This window comes from Limnohabitans sp. 15K, assembly GCF_002778285.1.
Taxonomy (GTDB): Bacteria; Pseudomonadota; Gammaproteobacteria; order Burkholderiales; family Burkholderiaceae_C; genus Limnohabitans_A.
The window spans coordinates 271,216-296,436 of record NZ_NESM01000001.1; the positions used below are offsets into that span (position 1 = coordinate 271,216).

The window sequence follows — 25,221 nt, forward strand, 5'->3', positions numbered from 1 at the left end:
TCAAGCCACCTCCATGCCCATATGTGCTGCATTCCATTCGGCCATATCGGCCTTCATAGCAACGGCCATGGCCTCCATCACTTGGGCATTGATGCGGTGCTTGTTCATGGCGAAAGACTTCGAGTCCAGCGCGAGGAGGTCGGCACAGTGCCGTTGAACAGCTTCTTGCATGGCGTAAGCGGGCACCAATTCGTCGACAAAGCCCGCCAACAATGCAGATGCTGGTGTAAAGGGCATACCCAGCGTTGTCGCGGTGTGCATTTGCGCCGGCGCCAGCTTTCTGAGACAGACCTCCACTGTCAGTCGCGGCAAGACCATGCCTAACCGTACTTCATTGATCTGGAATCGGGCGCCCACATCGACACCAACACGCAGGTCGCATGACAGCAGCAAAATGGCCCCCAGCGCAACAGCATGGCCGGTGCAAGCAGCGATCACCGGCAGTGGATAGTCCACCAAGCGAGCGCACAGGCGCATCCCCTCCTCCAACATGGTCTGCACGTCGGGGCCGCCACGCTTGAAAACCCCCAAATCAAATCCACCCGAAAAGGAACCATCGCGGCCAGACAAGACCACCACCTTGGCTTCTTGTTCTGCGCGATCCAGCGCCCCATTCAGGGCTGCCAGCATGGCGATGTTCATGACGTTGGCTTTGCCGTCGTCCATGCGAAGCGTTGCCACACCGTTGTTCAAGTCATAACGAACCAGGGTATTCATGTCAGTTCCAAATAAAAAAGTGCTAAAGAGCTGGAGGGCTTGCGCATCGATCAGCAACCCTGCCATTGAGGTCGGCGCTTCTCAGCAAAAGCGGTTGCCCCTTCCATGGCGTCTTTGCTGGTGGCAATCGCTTTAAGCAAGGGTTCTTGCAGGGCAAACATTTCTTGGGATGACCAGTCTTGCGACTCGGATATGACTTTCTTGCTGGCGGCTACGGCAAGAGGCCCATTGGCGGCTATCACACGCGCCAATGTCAGTGCGGCAGTCAGCGCCCCACCTGAGGCCACAACCCGATTGACCAGCCCCAACTCGTACGCGCGTGCAGCGCTGATCATCTCGCCAGTGAGGGCCATTTCCATGGCAACGCGTTGGGGAATTTGGCGCGGCGTGCGCAGCAGCCCGCCAGCACCTGCAATCAATCCGACCTTGACCTCGGGCGTGCCAAAACGGGCGCCATCGCCGGCCACGATGAGGTCACAAGCCATAGCCAGCTCAAACCCTCCAGCCAGCGCAAAGCCTTCAACCGCTGCAATCAGCGGCTTTTGGGGTGGTTTGCTGCACAGCCCGCCAAAGCCACGGCCATTGATGAAGGGCGATTCGCCACGAACATAGGCTTTCAGATCCATGCCTGAGCAGAACATGCCGCCCGCACCCGTCAAAATCGCCAAGCGAATCGCCGGGTTTCTGTCCAACGCGATCATAGCCACAGCGATGCCCTCGGCCACTTCGCGGTTGACCGCATTCTTGGCTTCGGGGCGATTGATCGTGACCGTCATGACGCCTTGATCGACGCTCACCTGCACTGTGTCGCTCATTGAAAACTCCTGATGATTGAAATATTGCTTGACTTGACGCTGATGAAAACGCAGCGTTTGGATGAGGAATTGCCTTGGGTTACTGGAGCACCAGCACGTTGTTTCGACGCTCGATCTGGCGAGGCAGATTCAAGGTCATCACCTCCTGCCCCCCTGTGCGCTGCAACAGCGCCGCCAGGTTTTGCGCGGCCTCACCGGGCAAATCTTGTGCAGCAAGTTGAGCCATTTGAAACAGCCACAAGCCATGCACGGCACTGGCACGTTGCACCTGGACACCACGCCATGTGTAGCGGACCATGCCCACAGTGGGGTGCACCACGGGGTCATTGCTGAAGTGAATCAATTGACCTGATGGCGCATCAGGGTGGGCATCACACCATTGCTGGTAGATCGCCATGTCTGCACAAAGCTGAGGTCCCCAGTCTTTGAACATCAAGGTCAGCACTGGCTCCAACGTGGCAGGGATGGTGTCATCGGGCAACCAATCGGCTTCATGCGTTGCAAATTCGCCATCGGGTGTATTGGGCAATTGCATGCGCTCTACCCAGCGCGCCACGTTGGGCGCGCGCTTTTTCATCAGCGCTGTCGGGTAAGGGTCGCGCCCAAGGTGCGCGTACATGGGCGCAATCAGTCCCAGGTCGGCCATGCTGACACGCCAGCCCATCACATAGGGATAGCTCTGAAAGTGAACGTCAAGAGCTTCCAGAAGTTCTTCATATGCCGCCTCGATCGCAGGCTGGGTCTGCGGGGTGATGCCCAGAGCTGGCAAGCTGGCGCTGAAGAAATCCATCACACGCCTGCCAGCAGCCCTTCGTGCTTCGGGGTCTGGTCCGGCGTAGAGTCCACGTCCGAATTCAGTCTGCAAGAACAGTTCCTGCTCGTCGCGATAGCTCCAGCGGTAGTGCATGGCGGCCTGCAGCATGCCCTCGAGGCCAAAGCCGTCGATCAGTCGTGCCACCACCCGCTGTAGCGGCGAATTTGGACACATCGAATTTGCAGAATCCTGAGCATCCAGAGCGTCCAAATAAGTGACGATGTCCGTCGAGTCTTGAATGAAATGCCCCTCTGGCGTTTCAAGCACTGGAAAGGTCACCAACCCGACCGCCGGACGAACGCGCGCTTTGTAATCCGGATGCGAAGGACAACGTTCGACGAATGCAAGCCCTTTCTTGATCAAGCAGGACCGTGCTTTGCCGGTGTAAAGCGAGTGGGGCGTGCCCCAAAGAATGTATGGACGTTTCGGATCAACTGCGGTGGTCATTTTCTTAACTCTCCATTCAAAAATCGCTGGGCCGGACAAACCAAACGTTTGGCCCAATGACGGTCATTCGATTGACGACTTGTGTCTCATGCACTTGGAGCGGGCAAACGCCCCATCCAAGGATGAAAGCGCCCCTGAGGGTCATACTTGGCCCTGGCTTGATCGAGCCGAACCATGTTGGCGTCAGACACAAATTTGGAGGGCCTGCGGGCCAGGTTTTCGTCGGCCAGTTGAATACCCCGGCTCCATGGCTCCAAGGCTTTCATGTGATCCGTTGCCCAGTTGGCATGCTTGGCTTCATCCACGCCTTTGCCAAGACCGCAATACAGCGCCAAATAGGTGCGGTGTTCTTGAGAAAAAGCCATGTCCGGGCGCTGCACCGGACCATTCCAGTTGAGCCAAAGGACATGGCTGGGATGAGGCGGCTGGGTGTCCGCGATGCTGCGAATCGCGGGCAGCAGCGGATCGACGGGGCTGTCCATCCACATGTTGTCGGCGCTCCAGCGGGTGTTGGACAAGAACAAGGTTTTTTCGCCCGCCTTCATCATGAAATTCAGCGACATGGGCAGCAGCGGCAGCGTGAAACTGGCTTTGGATCGTACCGGGCTGTTCGACATGAATGCCACCAACTCGCGAGCCTCCTTCCAACTGTCGGCCATGACCGGTGACACCACCTCGATGCCATGCGCATTGATCAATGTGGCCTTGGGGTTCATGACCATCTGGAATTCCACATTAGGTGACACGGTAGGCCCCACACGATCGGCCCAGGCCAAGACTTCTTCAAGGTGCTTGATGCGAAACACCTGCAATTTCATGCCAATGAATTTGGCACGCTTGTGCAGCTTCAAATGAAAGCGCACCACCACACCGAAAAACCCTGGACCTGAACCGCGAGCAGACCAGAACAAATCGGCATTTTCAATTTCGTTGGCATGCACCAATGTGCCATCGGCCAGGACCACATCGATCCCAATGACGTTTTGACACCCGACACCCACGTTGCGGCTATTCCAACCGAACCCGCCTTGCAGCAGAAAGCCGCCCATACCCACAGTCCAGGCGTGAGCAGTTGGGAAGAACAACTTGTGCGGCACCAAGGCCAAATTCAGTTCACCCGCAAGAACCGCCGGGCCGATGATGGCTGTCATCTGGGTGGGGTTGACTTCGATCGAGTTGAGGCGCGAAAGGTCCAGCATCATGCCGCCCTCTCGGATGTGGTTTTGCGCCCAGCTGTGACCACCCGAGCACATGCCGATGTGCATGTCATTTTGATGGGCTTGACGAACTGCTGTGATGACTTCGCTAAGGTCATTGGCCTGCACCACGATGTCCGGCCGACGCCCTGGATCTCTGGTTGTAAAACTCGTGCCCAGAACAGCTTGCTCAAAGCCAGCTTGTCCACGGCGAAAAATCTGGCCGCGTGAGGATGTGCGTTGCATGAAGAAAACTCCTGTGTTTGTTCAGCGTGAGTGAGGGCCAAACTCTTTGTAGAGCTCAGGCAAGATGGTCGCCAGATGGCTCATTTCCTGAGCACAGTGCACTAACAATTCAGCGCCTTGACTTGCACTCAAGGGGTTGAAATAAGCCGCGGCACGACCCAACAGTGAACCCATCACCCCCTTGGTGCCTCGCAACTGAACATGGCGCCCCCCCAACCAAAAGCGAGACCGCATTTCGCACCCCCCAGCGACGGGCCGGAGATGGTGAATCAACCAGCCTGTTTCTACGGGCGTGCCAGCGATACCGCCTCGTGCACAAATGGCGACTTCACCTTGCTGCTGGAGCGTGTGTTCATCCAAACCCAGACTGGCGGGCGAGACAAAGCGGATGGTCAAATCTAGGCGTTCTGGCCCCACGTATTCCACGACTTTGGAGACGCGACCCACGTAGTGCGTCAGGTCAGCGCGGCCATCGGCCCAAACGACGTGCAAATGGGCGCGGGGGTGCCACAGTTTGTAGCGCTGCGCCTCGCTGCCGTGCCAGGCGAACCACCAGTCCCACATGGCAGGCGTGACCCTTGGCATCGGAGTGAGTGCAAAGACTTGCACCGATCCGTCAGGCCCCAAGCCATAACCCGTCTCTATGGGCCAGTATCCCGGGTTCAAAAGCAAGCGGGCTTGATTAACATCCGGAAACAATTCGCTGGGCTGGGTACCCACCAGCAAGGCTTCGTTAACATGATCGGCCAGCGGTGATACATCCGTCTTGAAAAAACGTGCATAAGGACTGCTGGCAAGCTCAGATGGCGAGTAGCCCAGATGCAGCGCTTTGGGATGGCGTATAGACATGGGAAAATCCTTGGGCAAGGTTTTATTGTGCCAATCAGCATAATAAATTCACCCTAGAACTTTCCCTAAGTTTTGGAAAGCAAGCCGCTCAGGAGTTGAAAAAGCAATTCCCCATGGCGTTCGATGTACACGTCTGAATAGACATCCACACCATAGGCCTTGCGAATCACCTGTGCTTCCATAAAAGCGAAATTCATAACCCCCAAAACCATGGGCACGATGTGCTCAACGGGCAATGGGGCAATCGCGGGGTTTTGCATCATGGCAACAACGTTGAGAAGGTTTTTGGCCATGGCATAGCTGGGCAGCAAAAAATGTTCTTGCAGCCATTGCGCACGAGCGCCACCCTTGGCTGTTTCATCCACAACGATATGTACCAGGGCAGGATGACGTGACGCAAAAACCACCAATTGCTTGGCAGACTTTCGCAGCAAATCCTGGATCGGCAAGGCACTCAAATCTTTTTGAAAACTGGCCATATCTGCCATCAGATCTGCCATAGCTCCGCTCACAGCGGCTTCCCACAACACGTCTTTGGACGCGTAGTGGTAATGCACCAGAGGCTTGGCGACGCCTGCTAATTGAGCTATTTCGACAATGCTGGCCCCCTGAAAGCCTGCGCGGGCAAATGCCTTGAGGGCGGCCTGGCGAATGACAACAGCGGCATCGATGTCGCTCTTGACAGGACGTCCGCGCCTGCGTGGCGTTGGCGTTTCGGGCGTGTTGGCATGCATAGGGCATGAACTTTAACTCAATAGCGCCAAGCGCTTGAGGGTGGATAAGTCATGGCGTGGATACATCCGGCCCATGGTCACAAACGTCTAGGTGAAAGTCCTAGCTAGCAATTTATTTATACCGATAAGCATAATTAAATCAAGTTGAGTTCGATCAACTTGCGCCTTCTCAAGAGGGTGTCATTTTTCAACACCGAACACGCACTGGAGATAAACATGCAGAAAAAAAACGCATCAAGACATCTTGAAAACCATCCTGAAAGTCAGCGCAAGCGGCACCACAATGGCTTTGCTCGCGAGCAATGCTTGGGCGGTCAACGGCATCCAGTTGAATGGTTATGGTATCAAAAACGCAGGCATGGGCGGCGCATCAATTGCCCTGCCACTGGACGCCTCCGCACCAGTCAACAACCCTGCTGGATTGGGCTTTGTACCCACATCTTTTGCTGTCAATCTCGTAGCGTTCAGTGGCAACACCACCGCATCGGTCGGTCCGGTCAATCTCCGTGACAACACCACCGTCATGGCACCCGAGGGTGGATTCGCCAAAGTCTTGAATCCAGAATGGACAGTCGGTGTGACCATCTCAGGTGCAGGCGCGGGCTCTGACTATGGTGCCCCACTGCCTTTGCCACCGGGCACACCCGTCCTGGGTACAGCACAAAACTTGAAATCCAATCGCAAGATTGCCGAGATCGCACACAGTGCAGCATGGAAACCCCGCGCCGATTTGGCATTGGGATTGAGCGTGATTTACGCCAAACAAGAACTGAACTCTCAAGGTCTTCTGCTGGCGATTCCGGGTGTCGGCATGGCAGCGGTCCCAGGTCACGGCACGCAATCGGCATCGGGTTGGAGTGCCCGACTGGGTGCCTTGTGGAACGTCACCCCAGAACTTTCACTGGGCACCACTTACCGATCCAAAACATCGATGAGCGCCCTGTCAGGTTATTCTCAGGACATTCTTTTGTACAGCCAAGGCAAAGTCGATTTGCCTTCCGATTACGGCATCGGTGCAGCCTGGAAAGTGACGCCTGCAGTGACCTTAGCGGCCGACTGGATCACAGTCAATTACGCTGCGGTCAAAGCGAATCAGGATCCTGCCGGCCCTCGCTGGAGCGATCAAAAAATCTTCAAAGTCGGGGCGGCTTGGGAACTGAACCCAACATGGACTCTGCGCGCAGGCTACAGCAAAAACACCGCACAAATCGACAGCAGCCGAGTGATGCAAAACATTCTGTCGCCAGCCATCGACAACAGCAACATCGCTGTTGGCGCGAGCATGAAACTCGATGATAAATCCGACATCAGTTTCAGTTTTGATGCTGCGCCCCAGAGAACACTGACCGGCACAGGTGCAAGTTCAGGCGTTTCTCTGCAGGGGCATACACAAGTGCTGCGACTGGGTTACCAGTCACGCTTTTAAAGCCATCGCTTCAGACCCAGGCGATCTCTGGCCGTGCGCGGTCTCCACGCCCCTCAGGCCAGAGATTCGACCACTTCGGTGACGCTGCGAAAGGCGTCAATCGCGGTAGGAAAGCCACAGTACACCGTGGCGTGCAGCATGACTTCGCGCAGCTCTTCGGGGGTGGCGCCGTTGTTCAGGGCGCCGCGCACATGGGCCTTGAGCTCGTGCTGTTTGCCCTGGGCCGTGAGCATGGCCACGGTGATCAAACTGCGGGTTTTCAGGTCCAGGCCTGGGCGTTGCCAGACATTGCCCCAGGCGTTGGCCGTGATGAACTCCTGCATGGGCATGGTGTAGTCGGTGGCGGCGCCCAAGGCGCGGTCCACGTACTCGGGGCCCATGACCTGGGTGCGGGTGGTCAGGCCCGCCTGGAAGGCGGCGTCTTCGGGGCGGGCGTCGCGGGCTTGCTCGATGGGTGAACGTGAAGGTGTGTTGGACATGACAGGCTCCTTGAAGTGTCATGAGCATAATCAAAAATATCACCCATTGGAGACGCCATGAGCACACGCTACCCTGCCCCCGATATCAATGACTTGCCCGACGACATCAAAGCCAAAGTGTTGGAAGTGCAAGAAAAAGCCGGTTTTGTCCCCAATGTGTTTCTGGCCTTTGCACGCCGCCCAGCCGAGTGGCGGGCTTTCTTTGCCTACCACGACGCCCTGATGGTGCCCGAGTCGGTGGGGCGCGCGAGTGGCCTGACCAAAGGCGAGCGCGAGATGATCGTGACCACCACCAGCGCGGCCAACCACTGCCTGTATTGCGTGGTGGCGCACGGGGCTATTCTGCGCATCTACGAAAAGAAACCGCTGGTGGCCGACCAAGTGGCCATCAACCACCGCAAGGCCGACATCAGCCCACGCCAGCGCGCCATGCTGGACTTTGCGATGAAGGTGTGCCAGCACTCCGACGAAGTGGAAGAAGCCGACTTTGCCGCCCTGCATGCGCACGGCTTCAACGACGAGGATATCTGGGACATCGCGGCGATCACGGCCTTCTTTGGTCTGAGTAACCGCATGGCCAGCTTCAGCGGCATGATGCCCAACCCCGAGTTTTATCTGATGGGCCGTGCGCCCAAAGTCAAACCCGCCTGACCTCCGCTGTAGGAGCGGCGCCCTCGCCGCGAAAACGCCCCCGTCAGACCCCAAACCATCGCCCCGGGGGCGGGGCTCCCACATCACTTGCGGGCCAGCAAGGCCCAAGCCACCTGCACCAGCGCGTCCTCGAGCGCCGCACTGCCCAAGAGCGGTGATTTTTCGAGGCTGGCGCTGCGCAGGGTGCCGATCACCGAGCGGCTGAGCACAAACAACTGTGCGGGCGATGGTGATTTCAAGGCAGGATGGTTGATGCGCTCAAAGAAGATCGCCAAACGATCGGCCACTTGGCGCACCACGCTGGCCGTCTCTTGCGGTTGCTCCATCAGCCAGCCCAGGCGAATCAAACTTTGGCTAAAGCCTTTGCCCGTGGCAAATCCCTGCAGCAAAATCTTCATGGCTTGGCGCAGAAAGTCTTGCGGGTCCATCTGGGCCACGTCTGGTCTGAGCTCGAGTGCCGCCAAATATTGCTCCAGGGCTTGCAGCACCATGTCTTGGCCTTTGGCCGCCATGGCGCGCACCAGCACCTCTTTGCTCGGAAAGTACTGGTACAGCGTGCCAATCGAAAAACCAGCTGCCGCAGCCACCTTGTTGGTGGTCAAACCCGCCTCGCCCTCCTTGTCCAAAATCTGAGCAGCCGCCTTGAACAGCGTTTGCATGGTTTGCTGGGCCCGGGCCTGCGAAGGCTGGCGCCTGATGCTGGGCAAGGCTTGCGGCTGAGGTGTCGTCTTGGAAGGTTTGGCCGTGGCCATAAAAAAGCCCTTCAAAAAATGTGAGCAGATCGCGAGTTGCAAGGTCTTTGCAAAACCTGAACAATGCTCACATTCTGATCGATTTCCAAGGCACTCCCCATGAGCACTCACGCAGCAGCCCCTTCCGACCTGACGGTTCGCCGCTTGTCGGTTGACCTGAGCCAAGGTTTTTCACGCCACTGGAATGGCGGCGACGCCTTCCTCACCGCCTACGCCAATGCACTGTCCATGAGCTTTCCCGTGGGAGAGCAATCCTTCATCGATTCGGTCAAGAACGGTGCCAAAGTCTTGCCCGACACACCAGAGAACGCTGACCTGAAAAGCGTTGCCAAAGGCTTTATTGGCCAGGAAGCCACGCACCGCCACCTGCATGCGCTGTACAACGCCCACCTTGAAAAGCAAGGCTTGGTGAACCACTGGGGGCCTCGCGCAGAGCGCCGCCTGAAGAAAGGCCGCGAAGAATTTTTCAGCAAAAGCGAGAAAGGTTACTTGCACGAGCTGGCCATCACCGCCGCTTTTGAGCACTACACCTCGATTTTTGGCGACCTGACCTTGGACCGACTGGACCAGCCAGGCGACTGGTTCGCTGGTGCAGAAGACCCTCTTAAAACCCTCTGGCGCTGGCACGCGGCCGAAGAGTCCGAGCACAAATGCGTGGCCTTTGACCTGTACCAACGCTTAGGGGGCAACCACACTTGGCGCATGCGCTGGTTTTGGTACGTCACCATCCAGTTCAGCACCGACGTATTTCGCCAAACGGTCAACAACCTCTGGCACGACAAGACGCTCTTTAAGCCTTCCACCTGGTGGTCAGCAGGCAAGTTCTTGTTCGGTCGCCACGGCATGGTTTGGCGCGTGGCCAAACCCGTTTGGGAATACACCCGCAAAGACTTTCACCCCATGCAAGTGGGCAGCGAGACCTTGTCGAAAGACTGGCTGCAAAACCATGCCGACCAATGGACGGCGGTCGGGGCCAAGGCTTAAGACGCTCAAGCAGGCCTAGCCGGCCCTGAACCACCCTGATCAGGGCGTGACTTTTTCGCGCACCCAGTCAGGCATGGTCACGGCTTTTTGCTGCGGGAAATCCACCCAAATGGTGGTGGCCCCCCCCGCTGCGTCCACGCGGCCAGGCTGGTCGACCCGCTCCAACGTGCACCAGCTTTCAAACGTGGTGCGACCTGGATCGCTGACATACATCTTGGCCAAGATGTCGCCCGGGTATTCAAACTGCCGGTAAAAATTGCAAAACGCATTCACAATCACCGGCCCCTCGCCTTTGGGGTTGAGCACAAAGCCGATTTTGTCGAACCAATCGATGCGGGTGGACTCCAAGTAGCGAAAGTAGACCGTGTTGTTGACGTGGCCCATGGCGTCCATATCGCCCCAACGGATGGGGATCACCAGCTCATGCACCAGTTTTTTGTGTTCAGGCAGCTCCAACTTCATGGCTTGGCTCCTCAGACAGCAAATCCGTCGTCAGCCGAAATGACCGCGCCATTGATGAAATGGCTTTGGTCGCTGGCCAACAGCATGAGCAAGGCATCCAGATCTTGCGGTTGGCCCACACGCTTGCGCGGCAGCATGCTGATGAGCTTTTGACCCTGCTCTGTTGACCAGTGGTGGTGGTTGATCTCGGTGTCGATGTAGCCCGGGCAAATCGCGTTCACGTTGATGCCAAATTTGCCCCATTCCACCGCAAAAGCCTTGGTCATCTGGATCACGGCGGCCTTGCTCATGCAATACACACCAATTTGCGGCAGCACTTTGAGGCCCGCCATCGAAGCGATGTTGATGATGCGCCCGCCCGTGAAGCTGCCAGGCGCAGCGCCTTTGGCCCGGGCCAACATGCGTTTGCCCACCTCTTGCGCCACAAAAAATGCACCGCGCACATTGGTGTTCATGATGAAGTCGTAATCCTCTTCCGTCACATCCTGGATGCGCTGGGTCGTGCTCACGCCCGAGTTGTTGACCAAAATGTCGAGGCTGCCCATCTCGGTTTCGGCGTGCGCCACGGCAGCCGCAATGCTGTGGCGGTCGGTCACGTCCATCTCGACCACATGGGCGTCGCCCCCTGCTGCTTCGATCTCGGCGCGCAGGTCCTTGAGCTTGTCGATGCGGCGGCTGGCCAACACCACGCCTGCACCTGCTGCGGCCAGTGTTCGGGCAAATTGCGCCCCCAAACCGCCCGAAGCCCCCGTGACCAAAGCCACGCGGCCCGACAAATCAATTTCATAAGCCATGACAACTCCTTCAAGAATGAACCCATTTTGGGCAACAACTGCTGACACCATTGTGCGGGCCAAGCCTCAAAGAGCCGCATAAAATGAGTCACACGCCCGACAGCACAGAGTCCGGGCATTTGTTTTGACCCCCTGCACTGAAGAGAAGTTCATGAGCCCCCAAGAAATCCTGAGCACTTACGGCCCCCGCGAATCCATGGAATACGACGTGGTCGTGGTCGGTGGCGGCCCTGGCGGCCTGTCTACTGCCATTCGACTCAAACAACTGGCCGCTGAAAAAGGCCAGGACGTGTCGGTGGTCGTGCTGGAAAAAGGCGGCGAGCCCGGCGCGCACATCTTGTCCGGCGCCATCATGGACCCCAAAGCACTGACCGAACTGTTTCCCAACTGGAAAGAACTGGGCGCCCCGCTGAACCAGCCCGTGACCGACGACGCCTGGAGCTTTTTGTCTGAAACCGGTGCCACCCGCACCCCCGGCATCTTCTTGCCCGAGTGCGCACAAAACCACGGCAACTACATCATCAGCCTGAGTAATTTCACCCGCTGGTTGGGCCAACAGGCCGAAAACCTGGGCGTGGAAATCTTCCCCGGTTTCACCGCCGCCGAAGTGCTTTACAACGAAGACGGCTCCGTCAAAGGTGTGGCCACCGGCAATCTGGGCGTGGGCAAAGACGGCGAACCCACCGAAAACTTCCAGCTGGGCATGGAACTGCACGCCAAGTACACCGTGTTTGCCGAAGGCGCACGCGGCCATTTGGGCAAGCAGTTGATCGCCAAATACAAACTCGATGAAGGCCGCGACCCGCAGACCTACGGCATCGGCATCAAGGAAGTCTGGGAGATTGATCCTTCGCGCCACACACCCGGTTTTGTGATGCACACCGCTGGCTGGCCCATGAACAACGACACCTACGGCGGTGCGTTCATGTACCACATGGAGGACAACAAAATCGCCATTGGCTACGTGGTCGGTCTGGACTATGCCAACCCCTGGCTCAGCCCATTTGAAGAGCTCCAGCGCTGGAAAACCCACAACAACATCAAGTGGCATTTCACCAACGACAAGGGCGAGGTCAATGCCAAGCGCATCGGCTACGGTGCCCGAGCCATCACGGCAGGCGGCTTGATGAGCCTGCCCAAAACCGTCTTCCCAGGAGGTGCCTTGGTCGGCTGCGATGCGGGTTACCTGAACGTGAGCCGCATCAAAGGCAGCCACGCCGCCATCAAAACAGGCATGCTGGCTGCCGAAGCGGCTTACGACGCCATCGTGGCGGGCCGCCAGCATGACGAGCTGAGTGCCTACCCCGAGGCTTTTGAAGCCAGCTGGCTCTACACCGAACTGAACAAGTCACGCAACTTCAAGACCTGGTTCAAGAAGGGCCTGACGGTGGCCACACTCATGAACGGTTTCGAGCAGTTCGTGCTGCGCGGGCACATGCCCTGGACGCTGCGCCGCGACAAAGCCGACCACACGTATCTGAAGCCTGCGGCCGATTGCCCCAAGATCGATTACCCCAAGCCCGATGGCAAGCTGACCTTTGACCGCCTCTCCAGCGTCTTCATCAGCAACACCAACCACGAAGAAAACCAGCCCGCTCACCTGACGCTCAAAGACGCAACTGTGCCGGTGAACATCAACCTGGCCAAGTACGGAGGCCCCGAGGCGCGTTACTGCCCTGCCGGGGTGTACGAGTACGTCAAGAACGCGGACAACTCGGACCGTCTGCAGATCAACGCGCAAAACTGCGTGCACTGCAAGACCTGTGACATCAAGGACCCCACACAAAACATCGTCTGGGTCACGCCCGAAGGCGGCGGCGGGCCCAATTACACAGGCATGTGACAGGGCAACCGAGAGGCCCTTGGGGCCTTTTGGTTGGCGTGAACAGACTGCGAAGTTCGCCACCAGAAATTCGACACCCCCGCGAAAACCCGTAGTCCAACCCGCCAGCTAACGCGCCATAATCAAATTTGTATGACAAGTTACTTTTTGTCATCGCACCCACAATTTTCAACAGGAGACTTTCAATGAAACTGAACAAACTGGCCCTGGGCCTGAGCCTTTCTTTGGGTTTGGTGGGCGCAGCATCTGCGCAAACAGTCCTGAAACTGGGCTACGCCACGGCGGCCTCTTCGCACTACGGTGTCGGCTCCACGGTGTTTTGTGACGAAGTCGAAAAAGGCACACAAGGCCGCTACAAGTGCCAGCAGTTCCCCTCCAGTGCCTTGGGTGGTGAGCGCGAAATGATCGAAGCGGTGCAACTGGGCACGCTCGACATCGTCAACACCTCTACCGGCCCCGTGGGCAACTTTGTGCCCGAAGTCAAGATCGTGGACATCCCCTTCCTGTTCCGTGACTACGACCACGCCCGCAAGGTGATGGACGGCGAAATCGGCCAAGACATTCTGACCAAGTTCCCAGCCAAAGGCTTGGTGGCTTTGGGTTGGACTGAAAACGGCTTCCGCCACATGACCAACAACAAACGTGCCATCGTCAAGCCCGGTGATGCATCGGGTCTGAAAATGCGCACCATGGAAAACAAGGTGCACATGGACGGCTACAAAACCTTCGGCATCCAGCCCACGCCCATGGCCTTCCCTGAAGTGTTTGGCGCTTTGCAACAAGGCACTGTGGACGGTCAGGAAAACCCGATCCCTGTGATCTTGGCCTCCAAGTTCTCTCAAGTACAAAAGCACCTGTCTCTGACGGGCCACGTTTACTCGCCGGGTCTGTTGATCACCTCGCCTCGCCTGATGAACAAGCTGAGCGACGCCGACAAAAAGGTGTTTTACGAAGCCACGCAAAAAGCCAAAGTGGCGCAGCGTAAAAAGGTCAACGACGACGAGAACTCTGGCATTGCCCAATTGGAAAAAGACGGCATGACGGTGGTCCGCAAAGTGGATGGCCAAGCCTTCCGTGATGCTTTGGCACCAGCGTATGCGTCCTACTCCAAAGAGTTTGGTGCTGATAACATCCGCAAGATCCAGAACATCCGCTGATTTTCAACTTGCGCAGGACAGGCCTGTCTCAACGTCATGTTGAACAGGCCTTTTTGATGGGTCCACGGCTTTTGACAGAGCGAAGCACATGAAAAAATTTGAAGACTACTTTCTCGCTTTTAACCGCTGGACCCTGATTCTGATTTTGGGCGCCATGTCGGTGATCATCTTCACCAATGTGGTGCTGCGTTACACCACTGACCAGTCGATCGAATGGGCCGAAGAAGTCGCGCGCCACATGATGATCTGGCTGACCTTTGTCGGCTGCGGTCCCGTGTTGCGTTATGGCGGCCACATCGCCATTGATAACCTGCAAGATGCTTTGCCCAACCGTGCGGCTCAGTTGCTGCGGCTTTTGATTGCACTGCTGATCACCGGGTTTTGTATTTTTGCCATCTGGTTTGGCCTGCAGTACATGGACCGCACCCAATACCAAATCACCCCCGCCACTCAGATTTCGTTCGCCTGGATTTACCTGGCCTTGCCGCTGGGCATGAGCATGACCCTGATCCACTGGCTGCTGATTGTGCGCAGCTACATTGCCCGCCGCGAGTTCGCGAGCGACGCCCACTTTGACGCCACCGCGAGTGCATCCCTATGAGCGCCAGCCTGATCCTTTTGATTTCTGCCTGCATTTATTTGGCGATCGGTGTGCCTGTGGCTTTTGCCCTGGGCCTGTCAACAGTCACCGCCTTGGTGCTGTCGGATGCCTACCCGATGCTGGCCCTGCTCAAGGAAACCTTCACCGGGGTAGACAGCTTCCCGCTCATGGCCGTGCCCTTCTTCATTTTGGCCGCCGAGTTGATGAGTGGCGGCTCGCTCACCGAAGTGCTGCTCAAGTTTGCGGGCCAATTTGTGGGACATAAGCGTGGCGGCCTCGGTTACACCAACGTGGTGTCACTCACCTTCTTTTCGGGCATCTCGGGCTCGGCCTTGGCCGACGCCGCAGGCCCCGGCTCCATGCTGATTCGCATGATGGACAAGGCGGGCTACGGCCGACCTTATGCCGCAGCACTCACGGCGTCCACGGCCATCGTGGGGCCGATCATCCCGCCCTCGATCATCATGATCATTTACGCCCTGGCCGACGACAACGTCTCGGTAGGCGCGCTGTTCATTGCTGGGCTGATTCCGGGTGTGTTGATCGCCGGGGCCATGTGCGTGGTGAACTATTACGTCTCCAAGCAACGCAACTACAAGGGCGATGGGCAAATGCCCTCGGGCCCTGAGATTTTGTCGACCACCTGGAAGGCACTACCCGCCATCTTGCTGCCCGTGCTGATTTTGGGCGGCATGCGCGCTGGCTGGTTCACGCCCACTGAGGCATCGGTGGTCGCGGTGTTTTATGCGCTGATCTGCGGTAAGTATGTCTACCGCACGCTGGAATGGAAGGCCGTGCCCGACATCCTCTCGCGATCGGCTTTGCTCACTGCGTCGGTGCTGTTGATCATTGGCACCTCTGCTTCGTTTGCATGGATCCTGACCATCGAAGGCATGCCGCAAATGGTGGCCAATTGGATCTCTGGGATGAACCTCAGCACATGGGGTTTCCTGATCGTGATCAACGTTTTCTTGCTGATTTTTGGCATCTTCATCGAGCCGTTGCCTGGCGTTATGGTGCTGGTGCCGATCTTGGCCCCTGTGGCCGCCAAGCTGGGCATCGACCCCATTCACTTTGCGATGGTGGTGATCTACAACCTCACGCTGGGCATGATCACGCCACCCGTTGGCGGTTTGCTGTTCGTCACCTCCAACGTGTCCAAGGTGCCGCTGAGCGACCTCACCCGAGAGCTCAAACCCTTCCTGTGGGCACACGGCGTGGTGCTGGTGCTGCTGACCTTTGTGCCGGCCCTGTCCAACTGGCTGCCGCATGTGATGGGCTTCAAATAAGCCTCTGCCTATAATTTGAAAATATCAAACGCCCTTCGGGGCGTTTGCTCTTATTGAAGCCCTGTTTTTCCGGAATCCACCCATGTCCTTCCTTTTTTCTGACGAGCACACCTGGTTGCAACGCGATGGCGATACAGCCGTGATGGGCATCACCGTGCATGCCCAAGACACCTTGGGCGACATCGTGTTTGTCGACCTGCCCGAGATTGGCAAAAGCTTTGCCGCCAAAGAAGTGGCTGGCGTGGTCGAGTCGGTGAAAGCCGCGGCCGATGTGCACATGCCTGCCGGGGGAGAGATCCTCGAAGTCAATGAAGCCTTGCGTGCCGATCCCTCTTTGGCCAACTCGGACCCTTTGGGGGCCGGTTGGTTCTTCAAGGTCAAATTGACAAAGTTATCTGACCTGGACGCCTTGCACGACGAGGCCAATTACAAAAAACTCACCGACTGATTTTTTGTCATGGGCCTGCCAGACTTGAATTCAGGCCGTAGAATCTAAAACACAAGGGTGACGCCGGTTTTGCAACCGTCGCCCCGAGTCGGATCCAGTCCGACGTTCACTGTGGGAGAGCTTGGGGGCCAAAGGCCCTCAACGCCGAAGGAGCAACCACCCCGGAAACTCTCAGGCAAAAGGACCGTGGTGAACAAAGCACTCTGAAGAGTTGCCGGGATTCGTCCCCCGGCACACCGCAGGAGCAAGCCCCAGCCTTTCTGGCTGCAGGGTGAATCTCTCAGGTTTCAAACAGAGGGGGTCGTTCTGCACACATCCGGTGTGCAGTTCGTCCATCCGTTTGAGACGTTTCACTGAGAGAAAATTCGATGAAAAAAAACATAGTCATCATTGGCGGCGGCATCACCGGCATCACATCCGCCTACGCCCTGGCCCAACAAGGCCTTCAAGTCACCCTGATCGAGAAAAACCGCTACCCCGGCATGGAAACGTCCTACGCCAACGGCGGCCAGTTGTCGGCCTCCAATGCCGAGGTCTGGACCCATCCCTCCACCATCGTCAAGGGTCTGAAATGGATGCTCAAGAGCGATGCGCCTTTGCTCATGAACCCTGCGCCCACATGGCACAAACTCAGCTGGATGGCCGAGTTCGTCGCCGCCATTCCCAAGTACAAAGACAACACCATTGCCACCACGCAGTTGGCCATTCAATCACGCGAGCACCACTTTGCCTGGGCCAAAGCAGAAGGCATTGACTTTGACCACAAGCGCGAAGGCATCCTGCACATCTACCGCGACAAAAAAGGGTTTGACCATGCAGGCGAAGTCTCCAAACTGTTGGCCCAAGGCGGCCTGCCGCGCCGCGCTGTGACCCCCGACGAAATGAAGGCCATTGAGCCCACGCTGCAAGGCCAGTACTACGGCGGCTATTTCACCGAAAGTGACTCGACAGGCGACATCCACAAATTCACCTTCGGCTTGGCCAAGGCTTGCGAACGCCTGGGCGTGAAGATCCTGACCGAGCACCAAGTGTTGAATGTCGCATCCAACGGCCAAACCGCCACCGTGCAGGTGCAGCACCAAGGCCAGACCGAGACCCTCAGCTTTGACAGCATCGTGATTTGCGCTGGCGTGCACGGGCGCAAACTGGCCGAGCAACTGGGCGACCGCTTGAACATCTACCCCGTCAAGGGCTATTCGATCACCGTGGGCTTGAACGACGCCGCCAGCCAAGCCGCCGCCCCGCAGGTGAGCCTGCTGGACGACGAGACCAAGCTGGTCACCAGCCGTTTGGGGACTGACCGTTTCCGCGTGGCGGGCACCGCCGAGTTCAATGGCATTGACCTGGACATCCGCGCCGACCGCATAAAACCCTTGGTCAACTGGGTCAACCAATGCTTTCCAGGCGTGGACACCCGCCGCGTGGAGCCTTGGGCGGGCCTGCGTCCCATGATGCCCAACATGCTGCCGCGTGTGGGGGCAGGCAAGAAAGCCAATGTGTTCTACAACACAGGCCATGGCCACTTGGGCTGGACGCTGAGCGCCATCACGGCGCACCAACTGGCGGGCCATGTAATGAACAGCATGCAGGACAATGTGCGCTCCTTCATGACCCCTGCCCACGCCTAATCATGTCGCTTCACATCCTGCCCGTTGATTACCAGAACCCGATCCACCGCACGGCGCTGGTGATGTTGCTGGACGCCTACGCCCAAGACCCGATGGGCGGGGGCGAAGCGCTGGCGCAGGATGTGAAAGCGCGGCTTTGTGATGACTTGGCAGCGCGCAGCGATGCGGCCAGCTTCATCGCTTGGCTGGACGATGCGCCTGTGGGCTTGGTCAACTGCATCGAGGGGTATTCCACCTTCAAAGCGCAGCCACTGATGAACATCCACGACATCGCTGTGCTGCCGGGTCACCGGGGCGCGGGCGTCGGTCAGGCCTTGCTGGCGGCGGCCGAGCAACACGCCCAAGCGCGTGGCTGCTGCAAGCTCACGCTGGAGGTGCTGACGGGCAACACACGGGCCTTGAAGAGTTACCTCGGGTTTGGCTTTGAGCCTTATGCCCTGGACCCAGCTGCGGGCCAAGCCAGCTTCATGCAGAAGTGGCTTTAGCCAGCTGCCACTGCTCTTTCAGCCAGCGCTTGAGTTCAGCGTCGTTCTGAATGCGACGCAAGTCGGCCTCCAAAGTGTCGGTGATGTAGCGTTGGTCGGCCTGAAGGCGCTGCAGTGACTTGGCCATCACCGCTTCGTCGGCTTCTGCACGAACTGGCACACACAACTCACGGCTCAAGCGGCTTTCCAACTGGTCCAGGTCTTCTTCCAAAGCAGCCACCTGCTCCTTGAGCAGCAAGGACATGGCGATCAGCTTGTCGTCGGTCATGAGTGCCGTGCCAGCGGTGTTTTTGGGGCTGACCTGCGACACCTGCATTTGCAAACGCAACAAAGTGGTCAGGTCGTTTTTTTCATAAGCGGCGTTGACCTCGCTCATCAAGCAGGTTTTGCGCAGACGCTCTTGTTCATCCGGCTCGCGGTCCGGGTGCAGTGCGCTGGCCAGTTGCCGAAAGATCGTGCGGATGGCGCTCTTGGCGTCCAGCTCGCGCATCAGGGCAACGGGCACTTCGCCTTTTTCAGCCGCAGCGTTTTTCTTTTGCGCTTGTTTTTGGGCTTTTCGGGCCGTGCGCTTGGCGTTCTTTTTGGCCTCGTTGGCCTCTTGCTGTTGTTGCCACTGGCGCATGCCCGCCTGCATCATCTCTTCAGGCGTTTGGTATTGGCTGGGCTTGTTGAGCGGCTGGCCCAGCGCTTCTTCGATGCGCTCGCGCAGCTGCCGGGCGACTTCGGCCTGCTCCTCAGCGGCTTCCTGCGTGTCTTCTTCGCTCACATACTCGTCAACCAATACCTGCACCTGCGGGTCGGCGGTGGCCGACAATTGATCGATCAAGCCACGCACCAGCCCACGGGCCATGCGTTGCTGACGGTCTGTGAAATCGGCTGTTTGCAAGCGCTCGTGCACAAAAAGCAAGAGACTCTTGCGGTGCACCTGTGCTTGTTGCACCGATTCGCGCAGCGCCTGAATGTGCGTGTATCGGTGCCGATCCGACCAATTTTCCAGACGCTGGATCTGGCCCGACAGTCGGTCAATGCGGGCCAAGAGTTCATTAAAACGTAGCTGGGCCGGGGTGAGCTTGGCTTGTGCAGCGGCCTGCACCATCAAGGCAGACAAGGAAGGTGCAGCGTTTGACGGCGCTTCGGGCGATGGGATCATTTGAAAAAAGAGCTGAAACTTTTGAGCTGCTGGATGTTAACCCCCAACAACCACGGTATCTTGTGGGAGGCTGCCCCTGCGGCCGAAAGCCCTGAGGTGCAGCGCCCGTTGATAATCGCCCACAGTGATTCGAAAACAACCCAGCATGCCCAGTCCCCAGCCACTCAAAGTCCTGAGCCTCATCCCACCGATGACGCAGCTCAACACGCCCTACCCGTCCACGGCCTACCTGACGGGTTTTTTGCGTTCGCGGGGTTTCGATGCGGTGCAAGAAGACCTGGCGCTCGCCACGGTGCTGGCCTTGCTGAATAAAAAGGGGCTGACCGATTTGCGCGATGTGGGGCTGGCTTTACCGGTCGAAGAGCGCTCAGGCCCAGTGAACTTCTTTCTGGACCACTTCCACGATTACGCCGTTAGCATCGACCCGGTCATCGCCTTTTTGCAGGGCCGCGACAGCACGCTCAGCCACCGCATCGCAGGCCGTGGCTTTTTGCCCGAAGGCCCGCGCTTTGCGGCACTTGACGCCTATGAGGACGACGGCACAGGCGACCCGATCGGCTGGGCCTTTGGCGCACTGGGCCAGACAGACCGAGCCCGGCACCTGGCCACGCTGTACCTCAACGATTTGGCCGATGTGCTGCGCGACGCGGTGGATGAAGGCTTTGAGTTCGTGCGCTACGCCGAGCGCTTGGCCGCCAGCCAGCCCAGCTTTGACGCACTGGCCGAAGCTTTGGCCCAGCCCCCAAACCTGATCGACACCACGTTGGAGCGCTTGGCCTTGCAAGCCATCGAACAGCACCAACCAACCTTGGTTTTGCTCTCGGTGCCCTTCCCCGGTTCGGTCTATGCAGCGTTTCGCATCGCCCAGTGCATCAAACGGGCGCACCCCAGCATCCGCATCGGCCTGGGCGGCGGTTTTGTGAACACCGAGCTGCGCGAGCTGAAAGACGCCCGCGTGTTCGACCATGTGGATTTCGTCACACTCGACGGCGGCGAGCGCCCGCTGCTGAGCCTAATCGAACACCTGCAAGGCCAGCGCATCGCGCAGCGCCTGCAGCGCACTTTCATCCGCAACGATGCTGGCCAAGTGCAGTACATCAACTTGGCTGAGCCCGACATCCCGTTTGAAGAGGTGGGCACGGCCACTTGGGACGGTTTGCCGCTGCACAAGTATTTGTCGCTGCTGGACATGCTCAACCCGATGAACCGGCTATGGAGCGACGGGCGATGGAACAAGCTCACCGTGGCGCACGGCTGCTACTGGAAAAAATGCAGCTTTTGCGACGTGAGCTTGGACTACATCAGCCGCTACGAAACCGCGCAGGCCAGCACGCTGGTGGACCGCATCGAGCAAATCGTGGCCGAAACTGGCCAGACGGGTTTCCACTTTGTGGACGAAGCCGCGCCGCCCAAAGCGCTCAAGGCCCTGGCCGAAGAGCTGCTGCGCAGGGGCGTACAAATCTCGTGGTGGGGCAACATCCGGTTTGAAAAAACCTTCACCCCCGAGTTGTGCGACTTGCTGGCCCAAAGCGGCTGCATTGCCATGTCGGGGGGTCTTGAAGTCGCGTCTGACCGCTTGCTTCAGCTCATGAAAAAAGGCGTCTCGGTCGAGCAAGTGGCGCAAGTCACCAAAGGCTTTGCCGATGCGGGCGTACTGGTGCACGCCTATTTGATGTACGGCTTTCCGACGCAGACCGTGCAAGACACCGTGGACGCGCTCGAATACGTGCGTCAGCTGTTTGAAAACGGCTGCATCCACAGCGGCTTTTTCCACCGTTTTGTCTGCACCGTGCATTCACCCGTGGGCCAAAACCCCGAGGCCTATGGCGTGACCCTTTTGCCGCTGCCCGAAGGCACGTTTGCCAAAAACGATGTGGGCTTTGTGGACCCCACCCCCATGCCGCCGGGCGTGGACCACGACCTGCTGGGCCAAGGCCTCAAAAAAGCCATTTACAACTTCATGCACGGCGTGGGTGTAGAAAACGATGTGCGCCAGTGGTTTGAGCTGCCCAAGGGGCAGTGCCCCAAAACCACCGTGCCGCGCCACAAGATCGTCAAAGCGCTGGGCTGATAGCAGACTGCCCACGTCACCAAGGGATGTGCTGCCCCTGATGGTCCACAAACTGGGCACGCCCTGTGGGTTGTAAGGCGTCGAGCGCAGCCAGCAACCGCTGCGCCGCCTCTTCTGGGTGCATGGCGTCATCGCCCACAAAGGGTTGGCTCAAGGCCGACTGCACCGTACCCGGCTGCAAAGCGGCCACCACCGACAAAGGCCTGCGGCGGGCGATTTCGATGGCGGCGGTTTGCAACAACATGTTGAGCGCAGCCTTGGCTGCTCGGTAACCGTACCAACCGCCTTTGCGGTTGTCTTCGATGCTCCCCACACGCGCCGACAACTTGCCCCAGATGACCCGTTCACCCGACGCCAACAAGGGTGAAAAGTGTTTTAGCAAAAGGCCAGGCCCCACGGCATTGAGCTGCAGGGATGCCAACAGATGCTTGGCATCCAGTTCGTCCAGCCGTTTTTCGGGGCCACGGCCGTTGACCGTGAGCGCCCCCGTGGCATCCACCACCAAATGAAAAGGCCCTTGCCCTGCCAGCGCCTGTGCACAGACGGCGATGCTTGGCTCGTCCAGAAGGTCCAGCCCCGGTGTGCTTTGGCGCGACACGCCACTCACAGCAGCACAGCGCGGGTCGCTTTGCAGTTGCTGCAACAAGGCGTTGCCGATGGCACCGCCCGCACCGATCACCAAGGCGCGGTAGCCCTCAGGCAGGGAGAGCATCATGAGGGCGTCTTGCTCGGGTTATTGGCTTTTGACGGAAGGTCATAGGCACAGCGAAAGCCGAGGTAGACCACATAAACGTCAGCGGCTTTGAAGGCCTGCACATCGGCCTTCATGTTGTAAGCGCCGTACCACCACGACCCACCCACGGTGCGCCGCTGACCGCCCTGCTCATCGGTGGTCCACTCCCACACATTGGCGCCCATGTCGTACAAGCCGTTCACGCCCTGGCGCGTGGCCCCGGCGGGTGCGGCGCGGGCCCATGGGTCTGGGTCGCTGGTGTTGGCGCCTTGCGGGCTGTCACCCGTGCTCCAGGCATAGGTTTTGCCTTTGACCCAAGGCGCTGGGGGGTTGTCACGCAACTCGGTGAAACCCGCCTTTTGCCATTCAGCGCCTGTGGGCAAACGCCCCCCTGCCCAGCGGCAGTAAGACTGCGCCTCGGCAAAGTCCAGGTGTACCGCAGGCAAGTCAGCACTGGCCGGAACGCCATCTGGCTGACGCCAAGACCAGCCGGGACGGCGAACCCACCCGCCCACATATTCAAAACCACCGCCCTCTTTTTCAGCGCGGGTCACGGTGCCAGTGGCGCGCACATAGCGCTCAAACTGGCCGATGGTGACTTCGGTGCGGTCAATGGCCCAATCGCCCAAAGCCACCTTCTCACCCACTTGCGCGAACGCCAAGCCAGAGAAACCAGCGATCAGAGCGGCAGCACCCCACAGCGAGCCCCAACGACAAACACTGGAAATCACGCGATTGAACATGTTCAAACCCTTTAGCCTTCAGACCAGCGCCGCACCCACTTTTGCATTTGGGGGCGAACCTTCAAAAACAAGCGGTAACCAAGTTCAAAACACCAAGACAGGGGCGGCCAAGCCGACAACCAACCCAGCCAGCGCCATCCCGCAAACAAACGCCACATCTGCGAAAACGCCGCAGCACCACTGAACATGCGGCCCTGGCTGTCGCGCACATGGAAGCGGGCCATGGCCGCTTGGCACGTCAGACCGCCCAAGTCTTGTCCTGCACTCACATCGACCCACGCCATGGCCTGCGACTCCGGCAAACGGCGGTAAATGGCGATCTCGGCGCGGCACAAGGGGCACGAGCCATCGAAATACACCGTCAAGAGCGGGGAGGTTGCGGCGTTCATGCAGCCACTCGCCCACGCGCCCGCAAGCGCCCTTGGGCATCCACCAAAAAGCCTTCGCCCATCTCGGGATAGGCGCCAGTCAACGCGGTCATGATCACCTGGTGGGTCACCCACACCTCGGTGCGTCCGGCGGGCATGGCCAGCAAGCGCTCGCGCAAGGCCTGGATTTGCGCTGACGGGTTGCCTTGCCCTGCAAAGGTGCTGTTGAGCGGTGGCCAGTCTTCGTATTGCCCAAACGCCAAACGCGCCGTGTCTTGGCAACGGCACCATTGGCTTGTGCGCACCGCATCGGGCTTGAAGCCGTTGGTGCGAGCCCACTCGCCCATGGCCCGCGAGGCGCGTTGCCCCTCTGGGCTCAAGTTGCGCTGCGTGCGGCACTGGCCCAAAGCAAACTCCGGTGGATCACCCAAACCTGCTTCGGTCAAGGCATGGCGCACCAACAGCACACCGCCCTCACGACGCCAAGCCGTGGCCAATTCGGTCAAAGTTCCGGCCATTTGCGCAAGCACATGGCCAGGCAAAACCGACAGCACTGGCACGGCCACGACCGCTGTCAAACCAGCCATAGCGTTTCGCCTGCTCAGCAGCGCTTTCCCGGCCAAATCATGCAGCTTCATGGCTCAACCCACTTCACCGGATGCGATGCGGCGCAGGGCTTGCTCAAACACCTCGACCGGTTGACCGCCCGAAATCAAATGCTTGTCATTGATGATGATGGCGGGCACCGAGCGGATGCCCGCTTGTGCATAAAACTGCTGGCGCTCGCGCACCTCGGCGGCAAAGGCATCGCTGGCCAGCACTTCGCCAGCCGCTGCTGCGTCCAGCCCAGCGTCAGTCACCGCCGCCAGCAGCACCTGGGCGTCGTCAATGCATTCGGCGCGACCTTGGTAAGACTGCAGAAAAGACTTCTTCAAGGCGTGCTGCGCACCTGCGCCTTGCTCACCAGCCCAATGCAAAAGTCGGTGCGCATTGAAGGTGTTGTAGACCCGGCCGCGACCACCAGGGTGAAATTCAAAGCCCACTTCAGCACCACGCGCCGAAATGGTTTGGCGAATTTGCGCTTGCTGCTCGGGCGTCGATCCGTACTTCTGCGTCAAATGCTCGCCCAAGTCCTGCCCTCCTGGGCCCATGTGGGGGTTCAGCTCAAAGGGCTGAAAGTGCAGATCGGCCTGCACCTCGCCGTCCAAATTGGCCAAAGCGGTTTCCAGTGCGCCCAAGCCCACGGCACACCAAGGGCAGGCGATGTCAGAAACGAAGTCGATTTTCAAAAGGGTGGTCATGGGAGCCTCACAAAGTCAATGTCAGTATCTTGCCGCAT

27 protein-coding genes and 1 riboswitch are annotated in these 25,221 nt (G+C 58.6%); of the genes, 11 read left to right on the forward strand and 16 right to left on the reverse strand.

From position 1 onward, the window contains the following. The 6 genes from B9Z40_RS01260 to B9Z40_RS01285 form a co-directional block, all read right to left on the reverse strand. On the reverse strand, positions 1-717 hold the full coding sequence (locus B9Z40_RS01260) for a crotonase/enoyl-CoA hydratase family protein (protein WP_158238045.1): 717 nt from the start codon (positions 715-717) through the stop codon (positions 1-3). 50 nt (positions 718-767) lie between these two features. Continuing rightward, on the reverse strand, positions 768-1,532 hold the full coding sequence (locus B9Z40_RS01265; protein ID WP_100171518.1) for a crotonase/enoyl-CoA hydratase family protein: 765 nt from the start codon (positions 1,530-1,532) through the stop codon (positions 768-770). A 79-nt stretch (positions 1,533-1,611) separates the two neighbouring features. Next, complete coding sequence (locus B9Z40_RS01270) at positions 1,612-2,793, reverse strand: glutathione S-transferase family protein (RefSeq protein ID WP_100171519.1); 1,182 nt, start codon at positions 2,791-2,793, stop codon at positions 1,612-1,614. Between the two features lie 86 nt (positions 2,794-2,879). Continuing rightward, complete coding sequence (locus tag B9Z40_RS01275; RefSeq protein ID WP_100171520.1) at positions 2,880-4,235, reverse strand: FAD-binding oxidoreductase; 1,356 nt, start codon at positions 4,233-4,235, stop codon at positions 2,880-2,882. A 21-nt stretch (positions 4,236-4,256) separates the two neighbouring features. Beyond that, positions 4,257-5,084 (reverse strand): DAPG hydrolase family protein, encoded by an 828-nt coding sequence (locus tag B9Z40_RS01280; RefSeq protein WP_100172847.1) that lies wholly within the window; start codon positions 5,082-5,084, stop codon positions 4,257-4,259. A gap of 65 nt (positions 5,085-5,149) precedes the next feature. After that, positions 5,150-5,818 (reverse strand): TetR/AcrR family transcriptional regulator, encoded by a 669-nt coding sequence (locus tag B9Z40_RS01285; RefSeq protein ID WP_100171521.1) that lies wholly within the window; start codon positions 5,816-5,818, stop codon positions 5,150-5,152. A gap of 244 nt (positions 5,819-6,062) precedes the next feature. On the opposite strand from B9Z40_RS01285, the gene B9Z40_RS01290 reads away from it, so the two are divergent. Next, positions 6,063-7,244, forward strand: a complete 1,182-nt coding sequence (locus B9Z40_RS01290) for an OmpP1/FadL family transporter (RefSeq protein ID WP_143473914.1) — start codon at positions 6,063-6,065, stop codon at positions 7,242-7,244. 53 nt (positions 7,245-7,297) lie between these two features. Here the strand turns inward: B9Z40_RS01290 and B9Z40_RS01295 are convergent, their stop codons facing one another. Continuing rightward, positions 7,298-7,723, reverse strand: a complete 426-nt coding sequence (locus B9Z40_RS01295) for a carboxymuconolactone decarboxylase family protein (protein WP_100171523.1) — start codon at positions 7,721-7,723, stop codon at positions 7,298-7,300. Positions 7,724-7,780: 57 nt separating this feature from the next. Between B9Z40_RS01295 and B9Z40_RS01300 the strand changes: the two genes are divergently transcribed. Further along, positions 7,781-8,374 (forward strand): peroxidase-related enzyme, encoded by a 594-nt coding sequence (locus B9Z40_RS01300; protein ID WP_100171524.1) that lies wholly within the window; start codon positions 7,781-7,783, stop codon positions 8,372-8,374. Positions 8,375-8,457: 83 nt separating this feature from the next. Here B9Z40_RS01300 and B9Z40_RS01305 read toward each other — a convergent pair whose 3' ends face one another. Further along, complete coding sequence (locus tag B9Z40_RS01305; RefSeq protein WP_233204747.1) at positions 8,458-9,126, reverse strand: TetR/AcrR family transcriptional regulator; 669 nt, start codon at positions 9,124-9,126, stop codon at positions 8,458-8,460. A gap of 99 nt (positions 9,127-9,225) precedes the next feature. Here B9Z40_RS01305 and B9Z40_RS01310 point away from each other — a divergent pair, with 99 nt between their 5' ends. Next, the gene (locus tag B9Z40_RS01310; protein WP_100171526.1) at positions 9,226-10,110 is read left to right on the forward strand and encodes a metal-dependent hydrolase; all 885 of its coding nucleotides are present in this window, start codon (positions 9,226-9,228) and stop codon (positions 10,108-10,110) included. Positions 10,111-10,149: 39 nt separating this feature from the next. Here B9Z40_RS01310 and B9Z40_RS01315 read toward each other — a convergent pair whose 3' ends face one another. Together B9Z40_RS01315 and B9Z40_RS01320 are read right to left on the reverse strand one after the other, a co-directional pair. Then, positions 10,150-10,572 carry a thioesterase family protein gene (locus B9Z40_RS01315; RefSeq protein ID WP_100171527.1) on the reverse strand — a complete coding sequence of 141 codons (423 nt, stop codon included), beginning with the start codon at positions 10,570-10,572 and terminating at the stop codon, positions 10,150-10,152. 11 nt (positions 10,573-10,583) lie between these two features. Next, positions 10,584-11,366, reverse strand: a complete 783-nt coding sequence (locus B9Z40_RS01320) for an SDR family oxidoreductase (protein ID WP_100172848.1) — start codon at positions 11,364-11,366, stop codon at positions 10,584-10,586. A 151-nt stretch (positions 11,367-11,517) separates the two neighbouring features. Between B9Z40_RS01320 and B9Z40_RS01325 the strand changes: the two genes are divergently transcribed. The 7 genes from B9Z40_RS01325 to B9Z40_RS01355 all read left to right on the forward strand — a co-directional run bounded on the left by B9Z40_RS01325 (position 11,518) and on the right by B9Z40_RS01355 (position 18,817). Next, positions 11,518-13,209: an electron transfer flavoprotein-ubiquinone oxidoreductase gene (locus B9Z40_RS01325; protein WP_100171528.1), complete on the forward strand. Its 1,692-nt coding sequence runs from the start codon at positions 11,518-11,520 to the stop codon at positions 13,207-13,209. A gap of 185 nt (positions 13,210-13,394) precedes the next feature. Further along, positions 13,395-14,366, forward strand: coding sequence for a TRAP transporter substrate-binding protein (locus B9Z40_RS01330; protein WP_100171529.1), 972 nt, complete (start codon positions 13,395-13,397; stop codon positions 14,364-14,366). 88 nt (positions 14,367-14,454) lie between these two features. Then, a complete protein-coding gene (locus B9Z40_RS01335) occupies positions 14,455-14,967 on the forward strand; it encodes a TRAP transporter small permease (RefSeq protein WP_100171530.1) in 513 nt (170 codons plus the stop codon). Beyond that, positions 14,964-16,256 (forward strand): TRAP transporter large permease, encoded by a 1,293-nt coding sequence (locus B9Z40_RS01340; RefSeq protein ID WP_100171531.1) that lies wholly within the window; start codon positions 14,964-14,966, stop codon positions 16,254-16,256. Before B9Z40_RS01335 ends, B9Z40_RS01340 begins: the two co-directional genes overlap by 4 nt. 82 nt (positions 16,257-16,338) lie before the next feature. Further along, on the forward strand, positions 16,339-16,704 hold the full coding sequence (gene gcvH / locus B9Z40_RS01345; RefSeq protein ID WP_100171532.1) for a glycine cleavage system protein GcvH: 366 nt from the start codon (positions 16,339-16,341) through the stop codon (positions 16,702-16,704). A 102-nt stretch (positions 16,705-16,806) separates the two neighbouring features. Beyond that, positions 16,807-16,901, forward strand: a riboswitch (glycine riboswitch). 171 nt (positions 16,902-17,072) lie between these two features. Further along, positions 17,073-18,332: a D-amino acid dehydrogenase gene (locus B9Z40_RS01350; protein WP_100171533.1), complete on the forward strand. Its 1,260-nt coding sequence runs from the start codon at positions 17,073-17,075 to the stop codon at positions 18,330-18,332. A gap of 2 nt (positions 18,333-18,334) precedes the next feature. After that, complete coding sequence (locus B9Z40_RS01355) at positions 18,335-18,817, forward strand: GNAT family N-acetyltransferase (protein ID WP_100171534.1); 483 nt, start codon at positions 18,335-18,337, stop codon at positions 18,815-18,817. Here the strand turns inward: B9Z40_RS01355 and B9Z40_RS01360 are convergent. After that, entirely contained in the window at positions 18,798-19,967 is a 1,170-nt protein-coding gene (locus B9Z40_RS01360; RefSeq protein WP_100171535.1) for a hypothetical protein, read from the reverse strand. The two genes, B9Z40_RS01355 and B9Z40_RS01360, sit on opposite strands and share 20 nt — an antisense overlap. Before the next feature lie 145 nt (positions 19,968-20,112). Here B9Z40_RS01360 and B9Z40_RS01365 point away from each other — a divergent pair, with 145 nt between their 5' ends. Continuing rightward, complete coding sequence (locus tag B9Z40_RS01365) at positions 20,113-22,038, forward strand: radical SAM protein (protein ID WP_100171536.1); 1,926 nt, start codon at positions 20,113-20,115, stop codon at positions 22,036-22,038. A gap of 16 nt (positions 22,039-22,054) precedes the next feature. On the opposite strand, the gene B9Z40_RS01370 is transcribed toward B9Z40_RS01365, so the two are convergent. Genes B9Z40_RS01370 through B9Z40_RS01390 form a run of 5 tightly spaced genes read right to left on the reverse strand, consistent with a single transcriptional unit; the run spans position 22,055 to position 25,183 of the window. Further along, a complete protein-coding gene (locus B9Z40_RS01370; protein ID WP_369823379.1) occupies positions 22,055-22,753 on the reverse strand; it encodes an SDR family NAD(P)-dependent oxidoreductase in 699 nt (232 codons plus the stop codon). Continuing rightward, positions 22,750-23,514, reverse strand: coding sequence for a formylglycine-generating enzyme family protein (locus tag B9Z40_RS01375; protein ID WP_233204841.1), 765 nt, complete (start codon positions 23,512-23,514; stop codon positions 22,750-22,752). Before B9Z40_RS01375 ends, B9Z40_RS01370 begins: the two co-directional genes overlap by 4 nt. An 11-nt stretch (positions 23,515-23,525) precedes the next feature. Then, entirely contained in the window at positions 23,526-23,903 is a 378-nt protein-coding gene (locus tag B9Z40_RS01380; RefSeq protein ID WP_100171537.1) for a thiol-disulfide oxidoreductase DCC family protein, read from the reverse strand. Next, entirely contained in the window at positions 23,900-24,469 is a 570-nt protein-coding gene (locus tag B9Z40_RS01385; RefSeq protein WP_199172465.1) for a histidine phosphatase family protein, read from the reverse strand. The genes B9Z40_RS01380 and B9Z40_RS01385 overlap by 4 nt, the downstream gene beginning before the upstream one ends. Positions 24,470-24,523: 54 nt before the next feature. Further along, positions 24,524-25,183, reverse strand: coding sequence for a DsbA family oxidoreductase (locus B9Z40_RS01390; RefSeq protein WP_100171538.1), 660 nt, complete (start codon positions 25,181-25,183; stop codon positions 24,524-24,526). Between the last annotated feature and the right edge of the window lie 38 nt (positions 25,184-25,221).